A 12,359-nucleotide genomic window follows, 5' to 3' on the forward strand; every position below is an offset into this window, starting at 1 on the left:
ATGACCCAAGCAGTCACATGACCGCAACTAAAGCAAAACAGGCCGACCGCAGGGGTCGGCCGGAGGAGAAAGACATGGCTTTTGCAATGGGGAAGGACTTAGCCGCCGCGCGCATGGCGGTTGGTCAGTCGCAGGAAGGCACGGCGCAGGCACTGTCGATCACGCCGCAAACGTTGAGACACTGGGAGAGCGAGGCCGCAGTCCCATCGCTCAGACAGCTGGGTCAACTCAGCAAGGTACTCGGCGCCCCACCGGAAATGCTCGTCGGGATGAAGCCCAAGCGCAAACGGCTGCCTTTGATCGGCCAGCGCGACCAGGCCAAAAGTGTCAGCTGGGGGGCGACCTCTGACGAATTGCGCCGCTTGATCTTGGCCAAAATGATCAGCCTGAGTGCCAGCCTGACTGCTGATCAGGCGGCCGTGTTACAGCCGGTGTTGGAGCAGCACTACCAGCTGTTGATCCAAGGGGTCACGGCGGTGGCGTATGTGGTCCAAACCATGTCGCTGGCGGTCAGCAAGGTCATGCGGCAAGCCGGCATGCTTTTTTCGCCGGCGCAAGAGGCCGATTACATGGCGATCGTCCGGGCGGATTATCTACGCAGGTGAAAACCGGGGACGCCCAGCGCTTACTTTCGGATAGCGTTGTGTTTCCCGCGCTCACTGGTATAATGAAGTTTACTGGAATTGACGACCTTCAAATCGGATAACTCCAGAATCTGATTGAAATGATGGTGATCATTTTGGACAACAGCAACACCCGCGTTGTGGTGGGGATGTCTGGCGGCGTGGATTCGTCCGTGTCGGCGCTTCTCCTCAAGCAGCAAGGGTATGACGTCGTCGGGGTGTTCATGAAGAATTGGGACGATACAGACGAGAACGGGGTCTGTACCGCCACGACCGACTATGAGGACGTCGCAAAGGTGGCCGATGAAATCGGCATTCCTTACTACGGCATCAACTTCGAAAAGGAGTACTGGGACCGCGTGTTCCAGTACTTCCTGGCCGAGTACAAGGCCGGTCGGACGCCCAACCCCGACGTGATGTGCAACAAAGAGATCAAGTTCAAGGCGTTTCTCGACTACGCCGACCAGCTCGACGCCGACTACATTGCCATGGGCCACTACGCGCAGCTCACGACCGACGAGAATGGCACCGTGCACATGCTGCGCGGCGCTGATGACAACAAGGACCAGACCTACTTTCTCAGCCAGCTGTCGCAGGCCCAGCTGAAGAAGTCGCTGTTCCCAATTGGTGGCATGCAAAAGTCTGAGGTCCGCGCCATTGCCGAGAAGGCAGGTTTGGCGACGGCTCACAAGAAGGATAGCACCGGCATCTGCTTTATCGGCGAGCGCAACTTCAAGCAGTTCCTCAGTACCTACCTGCCAGCCCAGCCTGGCAAGATGATGACCTACGATGGCGAGGAGAAGGGTACGCACGATGGTCTGATGTATTACACCATCGGTCAGCGCTCCGGGCTTGGCATCGGCGGCAATTCGGAGAATTCTGAGCCGTGGTTTGTGGTGGGCAAGGATATTCAAAAGAACATCCTGTACGTCGGCCAGGGCTACGAGAATCCGCACCTGATGGCCACTAGCCTTGCCGCCTCCGGCATGAATTTTTTCACCGGTGCCGCACCAGCTACCGACTTTCACTGCACGGCGAAGTTCCGCTACCGCCAGCAGGACGTCGGGGTGACTGTGCACCTCGATGGTGATCAAGCCCGCATCGAGTTTGATCACCCGGTCCGGGCCATCACGCCAGGGCAGGCCGTCGTGCTTTACGATGGCGCCGAGTGCTTCGGCGGCGGGACCATCGACGTGGCGTACAGCGACGCGAAGGTGCTGCAGTACGTCTAATGATCAGTCAGTAAGATTGCACCAGACTCAGCTGTCAGCAGCCGGGGCTGGTGTTTTTGTTTAATTTTACCTGCTCATGTGCGCTCAAATGGCGAAGCGGACTGGGTGCGTATCGCCTACTCCTTGATGGTGAAAAAAACGGTTTTGGGCCTGAAATTACCTGATTGGCTGCTTTTTCGTCCTTGCGTACACGCTTCCGGGATCGTCTGGGAGCGGGGCTGGTTTCGCAAAGATGAATTAATTGGTGTGAGCCAACGTATTGCACGCTTAAACATGATAAGATTTAATTATCTAATAAATAATCAGTGGGTGAGGGGCTTGTATTACTTCGTGAATATGTTTGCACCGCCGCGCGTGGTCACCGGTGTGGAAACAGCTGAATATAGTCGGTATCACGTTTTCAAGCAGTCCGGTGTGCCAGTCCGTCTGGTCAGCTTTCAGTTCAGTCAGTATATTCTCAACGGCTGCTCTCGGTTTGGGCTTTCGCCTGCCGACGTGGTCAACCTCTACGATTATTTCTGTGGGATCGATTATCAGACCCCGGTGCGCGCGCCCGCCGTGGCGCCTCGATTGTTCACGGCTGAGACTCAAGAGGGGCTGCTCACCCGCTACTTCCGCCAGGACCGGCTGCTTCGAAAGGTGCGCCGGGATCGGCAAGGCCGCATCGTTTCTGTATATGACTATGATGATCAGCGGCGGTCGCGCAGTGTGAGCTTTTACCGGCCGACAGGATCGCTGGCTAACACCCTGTGGTTTAGCGTGGAGAACGGGCGGCTGATCCACACGCACACGACCTATCAGGACCAACTTGGCCGCGGCTGTTTAACGGCTTGGTACCGAAATGGGGACGATCATCCTAGTTCATTACTGCTCACTGATTGGAAAAGGCAACAGACGCGTAGTTTTACTTCCGAGGCGGCGCTGGCTGGCTATTTTTTGGATGAATTGGTCCGCCGCGACCCGGCTGCCGTGTTTATCGTGGACCGTGCGGCCGACGTTCAGCCGGCAATTCAACACATGACCCTAACCGCCCCATGTTTCGCCTTCATTCATGCAGTTGTGGCGAGCAAGGATCAGCAAGTGAGCGGCTACTATCGCCCCGTTGCTGACCATTTCGCGCTGTGGCGCGGCGTGATCACCAGCACGGCAGAGCAGGCCGAAGCGCTCCAGCGCCGCTGGCCGCAGGTTCAGGTCCTTCACGCCAACGTCAGCGTGCTGTCTGACGCGCAGCTAAAGGCGCGGGTGCCAGCCGTCGCGGCTCGCTCCAGGCACCAAATCGTGATGCTGGCACGGGTGGATCCGGCGAAAAATATCGAAGCCGCGATTGAGATCCTGCAGTTGGTGCAAGAAAATGTGCCTAATGCCACCCTGGAAATTTGGGGGCGTGGTCACATCGCGGCCTTTGGCGACTATCAAACTCAGCTAGAACGGCTGATTCGTTCTAAAGGGCTCACCGCAAGCGTCCACTTTAACGGGTATACGGATGATCCTGCGGCAGTGTTGGACCAAAGTCGGGTGCTGCTGATGACGAGCAAGGGGGAGGGGACCGGCCTGGTGATCAACGAAGCCTTGGCCCGCGGAGTGCCCGTGGTCAGTTACGCCTTCAAGTACGGCCCAAGTGAATTTATCAGAGATGGTGAAAACGGCTACCTAGTCGCGGCAGATGACCCGCAGCGGGCCGCGCGCTGCGTCGTTGAACTGCTGTTGAATGATCCAGTGTGGGTCAAGCGCAGTCGCGCTGCGCGGGTCCGCGCCCGCCGCTTTGACGCCGCGCACAGCTGGCAGCAATGGGCACGGGTGCTGACAAGGATCAAGAATGGATAGCAGGGCCTGGTTAAAGGTGGTCGTCGCATCTAATCCCCTGACTGGAGCAGCTGGCCCAACAGCGGCGCCAGCCGGTCTGCGTTTAGGCAGCGGCAGAGCGCTTCACCCGGCTGGCGTCGGCACGTCGGCGAACGGCCTGAGTAGTTAGCGGCGACGGCATTTGAAGACTGAGGGATCAGCGGACGAATCGATAGTGGAGGGTTAATGTGTTTTATTTTGTTGGTAACGTCTTTAGCAGTGAGATCACAGGCATCGAAAGCGCCCAGTTAAAGCGATTGAAGTTGTTTCAACTGTTTCATGAGCCGGCCAAAGTAGTGAGCACTGGCAGCGCCATGGCGCGTACGGTCAATGCGCGCAAGTATGGGTTGACTAAGGAGACGTACATCAATGAGTACGATTTTTTGTGTGAGGTGCCCTTTGACTTCCGTCAGCAGGTGACGCTGGCTTCCCTGGGACTGGCCGGGCATCACCGCGTCAGCCATCACGACCCCCACTTCACCCGCTACGCTGACGGGGATCAGCTGGTTGCCCAGGTGGCCACCACCGCTGACGGCCAGGTGACGAGCGTCCGCTACTTTGATGCCCACAATCGCAGCCGGGTCGAGGACCAATACGATCCGCGCGGTTTCTTGGCGGTGCGCTATTACTACGATGAAAGCCTCAATGTTGTCAGCAAGGTATTTTTTAATCCTCAAGGAAAAGCGCGGCTCCGCTTTCTCTACACGGATCAGCCAACGCCGCGCGTCGGCGCGATCCAGGTCCTGCGTCCGGACGGCCGGGTAATCATCCTTTCGAACATCGATGCCTTGCAGTCATACTTTTTCGACCGGCTGAATGAGTCAACGCCGCACAACGTCTTTATTGTCGACCGCACCCAGCGCAATGCCTGGGCGATCGAAAATATGAAAACCAAGGCTTTCCGTCTGTTTCACCTGCATAACGTGCACGCGTCTGGTCTGGCAGCCAATGCTGCCTCGCGGGACTTGAATTACAATTATCGCCAGCCCTTAAACAACCTGGACCGCTGGGAAGGCGCCATTGTGCTGACGGATCAGCAAATGGCCGACATCAGATTGACCTTTCCAGCAGCTAAGTTCATCAAGGTACCAGCGGTCGTGATCCCGCCGGCGCGTCTGGCTGCGCCGCGCGTCCCGGTTGCCGCGCGCACGCCGGGTAAGATCATCGCGGTGGCGCGCATCGATCGGCAAAAGCAGCTCAAGGAGCTTGTCCAAGTGGTCAAGCTGATCCATGACCAACAGGCCGACACCACCTTGGATATCTGGGGCCTCACGCAGGAGCAAAAGTACAAGGACGAGATCCTGGCGCTCATTGCGCAACTTCACCTCGAAGAAGTCGTCAAGCTCAAGGGTTTCAGCAAGGAGCTGAATGGGATTTATGACCACGCGCGGCTGATGATTCTGACCAGTCGAATTGAGGGTACCATTTTAGCGCTGGCAGAAGCCCAGTCTCACGGGGTGCCGGTAGTCTCGTACGATTTCAAATACGGCCCGCGGGAGTTTATCCTCCCCGGGCGAAACGGTGAAATCGTCCCCGTCGGCGCCCGGCAGGCGGCAGCCGCCCAGGCGCTGAAACTATTGGGTGATGATGAGACGTGGCAGCGCTATTCGACGGGGTGTTATGACGCGTCTGCGCGCTACAGTGCGGATCACGTCTTCGCGTCTTGGCGGGCAGTGAAAGCCCGGGCCGAAGCCTTTTACTGTCAGCAATGAAACTGCTCCCGTAAGCGCTAACGGCTTGTCCTTAACGGTCTGAGCATTGGAGGGGTTTAATGTTTTACTTTATCGGGAATGTCTTTAGAAGCGAGATCACCGGCATCGAAAGTGCCCAGCTCAAGCGCATGCACCTGTTCAACGAATTTAACGAGCCAGCCAAGATCGTCAGCACCGGCAGGACGGACGACCAAACCGCGAGTGCCCGCAAATTTGGCTTGAACGAGGAGAATTACATCAACGAGTTCGATTTTCTCTGTGAGGTGCCATTCGCCTACGCCAAGCGGGTGACCCTGGATTCGCTGGGGTTTGCGGCGCGTCACCGCATTAGTTATCACGACGACCACATCACGCGTTACGCTGATGGTCAGCAGCTCTTTGCGCAAGTGGCGGTTGACGATCGCGGCCAGGTCGAAAAGGTGCGCTACTACGACGATCACAATCGCTGCCGCATTGAAGAAGAGTACGATCCCCGCGGCTTCTTGGCCGTGCGCGCTTATCGCGATGCCGGCTTGAAGCTCACCAGCCAGGTCTACTTGACGCCCCAAGGCAAGGAGCGGCTGCGCTTTCTTTACACGCAGCAGCCCACTTTGCGCTTGGCCAGCGTTCAGGTGACCCGGCGCGATGGGCGAGCCATTGCCCTGCAAGGCATATATGACCTGCATCGCTACTTCTTCGATGAATTGAACAAAACCACGCCCCACAACGTCTTCATCGTTGACCGGACCCGGAGGAACGAGTGGGGCATCGAGAACATGAAAACGCGCGCGTTTCGCCTTTTCCACATGCACAGCGTGCATGCGGTCAACCTGGTGGCAGACCCGGCGTCTCGTGATTTGAACTTCAATTACCGCCAGCCCTTGAACAATCTGGACCAGTGGAATGGTGCCATCGTGCTGACGGATCAGCAAATGGCAGACGTTAAGCTGAATTTTCCGGCAGCCAAGCTGATCAAGGTCCCGGCCGTGGTGATCCCGCCAGAGCGGCTGAGTGCGCCGCGGGTGCCACTGGCAGCGCGGATCCCTGGCAAGATCATCGTCGTGGCGCGCATCGATCGGTTGAAGCGGCTGAAAGAACTGGTCCAGATCGTGAAGTTGATCCATGATCGGCAGTCCAACGTGACCCTGGACATTTGGGGCTTGACCCGGGACAAGCAATATCGTGAAGAGCTGTTGGCGCTTATCGCGCAGCTCCACCTGGAGGAAGTGGTCAAATTGCCCGGCTTTACCCGTGATCTAAGCGCAGCGTACGACCATGCCCAGTTATCGATCTTGACCAGCCGAATGGAAGGAACCATTTTGGCGCTGGCAGAGGCCCAGTCTCACGGGGTCCCGGTGGTCTCGTATGACTTCAAATACGGGCCGCGGGAATTCATCATTCCTGGGCAAAACGGGGAGATCGTGCCAATTGATGACCGGCGAGCAGCCGCCGCTCAGGCCTTGCGGATGCTCGGCAGCAAGCAGGTGTGGGAGCACTATTCAACCGGTTGCTACGCCGAGTCGCCACGCTACAGCGCCGATCAAGTCTTCACTTACTGGCAGACCGTAAAAGACAAAGCCGCGGCGTTTTACCAAGGCAAATGATGGGAGTCATTATGGATTATTTTATTGAGGGTACGCTTAACATCAACAATACGGTGATTGAAAAGGCTGCGATCAAGCGCCTCGAGGTATTTCAGAAGATCGGCCGGCCTGCCCGGCTGGTCCTGCTCGAATATTCACCGCAATGGGCACTGACGGTCAATCAAGACCAGCAAGATTCAGTTGTCGGTTTGTTTGATCATATTCAAAAGGCCGAGGGTTTCACTGGCCAGAAATTGACGTTGAATGGGTTGGATGCACGGCTTGGCTACTATGATCGCACTCCGCTGAGCAAAGCGCGGACTGTTGATTACACGGACGGGGACCGCCTGGTTGCCCGGGTGCACGTCATCCCGGGCGGCGCGGTCGACACCGTGACTTATGTCGGCGCCGCCGAGCAGACCCTTGAGACCGACCGCTACGATGCTCGTGGTTTTCTTTCCCGCCGGCAGTTTTGGTACGGCGGGCGGCGGACGCATGAAGAATATCTGTCGCCGGCGGGCACATTACAGATGGAGGTGTCCTTTAATGACGACGGCAAGGAAATCGGCCTGATCCGCTTGATTGAACCGGACCAGCACTTCTTCTCCATGCGCGCCTTGATCGAGGCCTACGTTCAGCAGGAACTCGGGGAGGCGAGCGCACTGGTTTGCGATCGCCGAAATTACGATTGGCTGCTGGCCAGCTGGCCGGCCCAGCAAAGGTTTCAGCGGCTTTATAATTCAGCGCCGACAGCGGCGGTGCCGGAAGCGGTCCCCCTGGCGCGCAAATCGATGCCGACACTGCCAGCCGCAGTCGTGATCGACGAATATCGCGGCGAGGCGCAGCGGGTAGTCGATGGCTGGCGACAGGTGCTAGTCAGTGAGGGCGAACGCGGGGATGGCCGCAACCGCTAGAGACAAACAAGCGTTCGTATGATAGACTAGAAGGAAATGGAGGGGTCAAATGTTAGCGCAGAGTACCTACGAGTCGCCACTTGGTGAGATGACGTTATTGGCTGATGATGACCATTTGCTGGGGGTCTGGTTTCAAGACCAGCAGTATTTTGGCGGGACGGTCGACCTGAGGCTGGTGCCGCGGCAGGAGACTCGGGTGCTAATCACGGCTGGCCGCTGGCTGGAGGCCTTTTTTGCCGGCGCGCAGCCCGAGCCGCGGCTGGTGCCGGTGCAGCTAAGCGGCACTGCCTACCGCCAGGCGGTCCTGTGCGCCTTGCTTGAGGTCCCGTACGGGGCGGTCACCACGTATGGCGAACTTGCTGCCGTTGTCAGTCGGCGCCTTGGCCGCCGCGCAGCACCGCGCGCGATCGGGGGCGCGGTCGCCCACAACCCGCTCAGCGTCATCGTGCCGTGTCACCGGGTGATCGGCCAGGCCGGTGCGCTGGTTGGCTACGCCGGGGGAATTGACCGGAAAATGATGCTTCTCGGAATGGAAGGACACACCGTCGACGTTGACCGTCAGTGCTTGGTCGCAGACCAGCCGGCCGCGGGATAATGGCGGCCCCCTTGAATTACAGCGCGTAAATCGCGATAATCAGTAGTTATAGAAGAATACTGGGGGAGTTTTAGTGACGCGGTTATATTTTGTAAGGCACGGGAAGACGGAATGGAACTTGGAAGGGCGCTACCAGGGCGCCAATGGCGATTCGCCACTACTCAAGGAGAGCTATGAGGAGATCGCCCAGCTTGCTAAGTATCTGACAGCCCACGGGGTGCAGTTTGCGCACGCCTACGTGAGTCCGCTGCCGCGCGCGCAGAAAACCGCGCAGTACCTGCTCAAGCAGCTCGGTCAAGCCATCCCGACGACGACCACCGTGGGGATGCGCGAGTTCGACCTCGGCCGGATGGAGGGGATGCGTTTTTCTGACGTGGAGAAGAAGTATCCGGCTGAGCTTCACGCTTTTCGTCATGCCCCAGGGGAGTACGATCCCACAAAGATCCAGGGCGAATCGTTTCCGGCGCTGATCGAGCGGATGCAGCCGGTGGTGCTGGACGCAGTGAAGAAGGCGCAACCAGCCGATAATCTGCTGTTTGTCAGCCACGGCGCCGCGCTGGTGGCCTTGATCCAAAGCCTGCTGGGCACGCCGATCAAGGACATGCGCAAGGACGGCGGTCTGACCAACTGCAGCGTCACGATCTTGGCCGCGCACGGCTCCCAGCTGCCCTTTGAGCTGGTCCGCTGGAATGACACGGATTACATCACCAAGCCGCTCGACCCCACTGACACGATTTAGGAGGCACTCATGGCGTCATTGATCGATCAATTCAATAAAGGCGACCACGACGCGGCAATTCAAGCGGCCGTTAAACAAATCGACGAAAAGCCGACGGATCCGAAGCGGTACGCGGTCCTGGCCACGATGCTGATTGGCATCCACGCGTTTGACGAGGCCAGTCAGCTGATCGTGAAGGCGCTTGGGCTGTTTCCGGGCGACGCCGAGTTGACGTACGATGCGGGACTGCTCGCGTTTAGTCAGGGCAACACCACGCTTGCAACCAAGTATTTTCAGCAGCTGGCAACCGCGAAGAAGGGCAGCCTGAAGCAGGACGCCCAGTACATGCTGGCGCTCAGCTACCAGCAGGGCGGCCAGGTGCAAAAGGCGCTGGCCTTTGCGCTGACGGCGCACGAGGCGGCCCCAGAGAAAGTAGACGCCGCGCTGCTTGCCGCCGAGCTGCTGTTGGGGCTGGGGGCGTTCAAAAACGCGGCTGATCTCCTCAAGCCATTTTTACAGATCAACAACGCCCAGGTCCTGTTTACTTACGGCATGGCGCTGGCCGGGCAGGGGCAAGACGGCAGTGGGTACCTGGCCGCGGCCAAGCGGCTGGACCCCCACGGCTATGCCCAACAGGCGGGGAAGGTGCGCGACATTGCCGGCTTCTTGAAAGTGCAGGGTGAGGGCGATGAATGAGGACGCCCAGCAAAGCGTAAGCGGGCGCGTCAAAAGCATCATTTTTCAAAGCCCAACGACGTTTTTCAAGATCATTGCGGTGACGATCACCAAAACCAATATTCAATGGCCCGATGACGAAATTACCGTCACCGGGAATTTTGGTGACATCAAGGAAGACGAGACTTACAGTTTCGTGGGCAAAGTGGTTAACCACCCGCGCTACGGCCTGCAGTTTGCTGCAGACAATTACCAGATCGATAAGCCCACCTCAAAGCAAGGCCTGGTCAACTACTTGGCCTCCGACCGCTTTCCCGGGATCGGGACGATCACCGCGCAGAAGATCGTCGACGCGTTAGGCGTAAAAGCTATCGACAAGATCCTTAAGGACGAGAACGTGCTCAAGCCGCTCGGGCTAAATGCAGAGAAGCGGGCGACTTTGGTTGATAACCTGCAGCTCAACTTGGGCATGGAGCAGGTCATCATTGGGCTCAATGACTTTGGCTTCAGCGCGAACATGGCCGCCAAGATCTACCAGAAGTATAAAACGGATGCGCTGGACGTCATCGAGGAGAATCCGTACCAGCTGATCGCCGACATCGATGGCATTGGCTTTAAGCGGGCCGACGCCATTGCCGCCAAGCTTAACATTAAGCCCGACGCGCAGATCCGGCTGGGGGGAGCGGTGCTTGCGGAGCTGCAGCGGCTGACCGACGGTGAAGGCGACACGTACGTGATGCTGCCGGCGCTGGTCAACGCGGCCGTCGGCATCCTCGAAGGGGCGCGCAACGTCGAGGTGGACCCCAACCAGGTGGGCAAGGCGATTCTGGCACTGACCGAAAAGGGCGAGCTCTACGCTGACGGCCAGCGAATTTTCCCGCGGCGTCTTTACGATGCCGAAGGGGAGATCGCGACCCGCCTGGCGACGCTGCAGGAGCCGCTGGCTGATCCGCCAAGCGATCAGGCGGTGGCGAAGCTGATCAAAAACGTTGAAAAAAGTGCGGGCATCCGCTACGACGACACCCAAAAGGCGGCGATCCAAAGCGCCCTGCAGCACGAGATTTTCCTGCTGACTGGCGGCCCCGGGACGGGGAAAACCACCGTGGTGAACGGCATTGTCCGGGCTTACGCCGCACTCAATGGCCTGAGCCTCGATCTCAACGATTACAAAGACGAGCCCTTTCCGCTGATGCTGGCGGCCCCGACCGGGCGCGCCGCCAAGCGGATCATGGAAACCACGGGCTTGCCGGCCTCCACGATCCACCGCCTGCTTGGCCTGGCCGTTGACGCCCAGGAATACGAGCCCAAGGACTTGCCCGACGGCCTCCTGGTGGTCGATGAGATGTCCATGGTGGACACCTACCTCTTTCGGACGCTGCTGGCGGCGCTTCACCCGGGGATCAAGATCATCTTGGTCGGGGATAAGGACCAACTGCCTTCCGTGGGCCCCGGGCAGGTCTTTGCGGACCTGCTCCGCAGCCGGACGCTGCCGGCAATGGAACTGAAGATCATCCATCGGCAAGACGAGGAATCCTCGATCATCCCGCTGGCGCATGCCATCAACGCCGGGAAGCTGCCACCGGACTGGCGCCAGAGCCGCAAGGACCGCTCCTTTATCCTCTGCCCGCCGGAGCAGCTTGCGCGCGTCGTTGGGCAGGTCGTGGCCAAGGCTGCGACCCAATTCGACCAGGCCGACGTGCAGGTCTTGGCACCCATGTACCGGGGGCCAGCGGGGATCGACCAGCTCAATCCGCTGATCCAGGACATTTTAAATCCGCGCAAAACTGCGCGGACCAAGGAGGTCGAGTTCGGCCCGGTCAAGTACCGCATCGGCGATAAGGTCCTCCAGCTCGTGAACAACCCCGACGCCAATGTGTTTAACGGTGAGCTGGGCGTCATCACGGGGATCACGGCGGCGAAAGAGGCAGAGAGTAAAACAGACGAGCTGACGATCGACTTTGACGGCAACGAGCTGCAGTACCAACGCAGCGACTGGAGTAAGATCACCCTGGCCTACGCGACCTCGATCCACAAGGCCCAAGGCTCAGAGTTTCCGGTGGTCGTTTTGCCGCTGACCCTGGGGGCGCGGCGGATGCTGCGGCGCAATCTGCTTTACACCGCGGTCACCCGGGCGCGGGATTTTCTGATCCTGATGGGCGACCCGCGCGCCTTTGAGACCGCGGTCGAGGCAGTGGCGGACAACCGGCAAACGGCGCTGATCGAACGGTTGACCAAGGTCATGCCGGCGGATCAGCCCGACATTTTTGCCCGGCCGGACGCCAAGCAGCGGGCGGCCGCGGCGCCGGTTGACACGGCCGCAGTCGATTCGGATAATGAAAATAAGAATGTAATTGATCAAACCAAAGAATACCGCTTGACCAAGGCAAACATCTTGGCGCAGACCATCGACCCGCGGATCGGGTTGAACGGGTTGACGCCGGCAAAGCTCTTGGCCCTGCAGCAGGCTGAATAAGCCACTAAGGAGT

At 58.7% G+C, this 12,359-nt stretch carries 10 protein-coding genes; all 10 read left to right on the forward strand.

What is annotated here, in order from left to right; genetic code table 11:
• The first annotated feature begins 74 nt into the window (after nucleotides 1-74).
• The 10 genes from EKM85_RS03630 to recD2 all read left to right on the forward strand — a co-directional run bounded on the left by EKM85_RS03630 (nucleotide 75) and on the right by recD2 (nucleotide 12,346).
• Nucleotides 75-605, forward strand: coding sequence for a helix-turn-helix transcriptional regulator (locus EKM85_RS03630; RefSeq protein ID WP_164510645.1), 531 nt, complete (start codon nucleotides 75-77; stop codon nucleotides 603-605).
• A gap of 131 nt (nucleotides 606-736) precedes the next feature.
• Nucleotides 737-1,855 (forward strand): tRNA 2-thiouridine(34) synthase MnmA, encoded by a 1,119-nt coding sequence (mnmA, locus tag EKM85_RS03635; RefSeq protein WP_318530831.1) that lies wholly within the window; start codon nucleotides 737-739, stop codon nucleotides 1,853-1,855.
• Between the two features lie 105 nt (nucleotides 1,856-1,960).
• Nucleotides 1,961-3,679 carry a glycosyltransferase gene (locus EKM85_RS03640; RefSeq protein WP_125584909.1) on the forward strand — a complete coding sequence of 573 codons (1,719 nt, stop codon included), beginning with the start codon at nucleotides 1,961-1,963 and terminating at the stop codon, nucleotides 3,677-3,679.
• 206 nt (nucleotides 3,680-3,885) lie between these two features.
• Nucleotides 3,886-5,409 (forward strand): glycosyltransferase, encoded by a 1,524-nt coding sequence (locus tag EKM85_RS03645; protein ID WP_125584910.1) that lies wholly within the window; start codon nucleotides 3,886-3,888, stop codon nucleotides 5,407-5,409.
• Nucleotides 5,410-5,468: 59 nt separating this feature from the next.
• On the forward strand, nucleotides 5,469-6,992 hold the full coding sequence (locus EKM85_RS03650; protein WP_125584911.1) for a glycosyltransferase: 1,524 nt from the start codon (nucleotides 5,469-5,471) through the stop codon (nucleotides 6,990-6,992).
• Nucleotides 6,993-7,003: 11 nt separating this feature from the next.
• Nucleotides 7,004-7,885: an accessory Sec system glycosyltransferase Asp1 gene (gene asp1 / locus EKM85_RS03655; RefSeq protein ID WP_164510646.1), complete on the forward strand. Its 882-nt coding sequence runs from the start codon at nucleotides 7,004-7,006 to the stop codon at nucleotides 7,883-7,885.
• Nucleotides 7,886-7,934: 49 nt separating this feature from the next.
• Entirely contained in the window at nucleotides 7,935-8,480 is a 546-nt protein-coding gene (locus tag EKM85_RS03660) for a methylated-DNA--[protein]-cysteine S-methyltransferase (RefSeq protein WP_125584913.1), read from the forward strand.
• Between the two features lie 73 nt (nucleotides 8,481-8,553).
• Nucleotides 8,554-9,219, forward strand: a complete 666-nt coding sequence (locus EKM85_RS03665) for a histidine phosphatase family protein (RefSeq protein WP_125584914.1) — start codon at nucleotides 8,554-8,556, stop codon at nucleotides 9,217-9,219.
• Nucleotides 9,220-9,228: 9 nt separating this feature from the next.
• Nucleotides 9,229-9,894 carry a tetratricopeptide repeat protein gene (locus tag EKM85_RS03670; protein WP_125584915.1) on the forward strand — a complete coding sequence of 222 codons (666 nt, stop codon included), beginning with the start codon at nucleotides 9,229-9,231 and terminating at the stop codon, nucleotides 9,892-9,894.
• Nucleotides 9,887-12,346, forward strand: a complete 2,460-nt coding sequence (gene recD2 / locus EKM85_RS03675) for an SF1B family DNA helicase RecD2 (protein ID WP_125584916.1) — start codon at nucleotides 9,887-9,889, stop codon at nucleotides 12,344-12,346. Before EKM85_RS03670 ends, recD2 begins: the two co-directional genes overlap by 8 nt.
• Nucleotides 12,347-12,359: the final 13 nt, after the last annotated feature.

This window comes from Lacticaseibacillus jixianensis, from assembly GCF_003946485.1.
Lineage (GTDB): Bacteria > Bacillota > Bacilli > Lactobacillales > Lactobacillaceae > Lacticaseibacillus > Lacticaseibacillus jixianensis.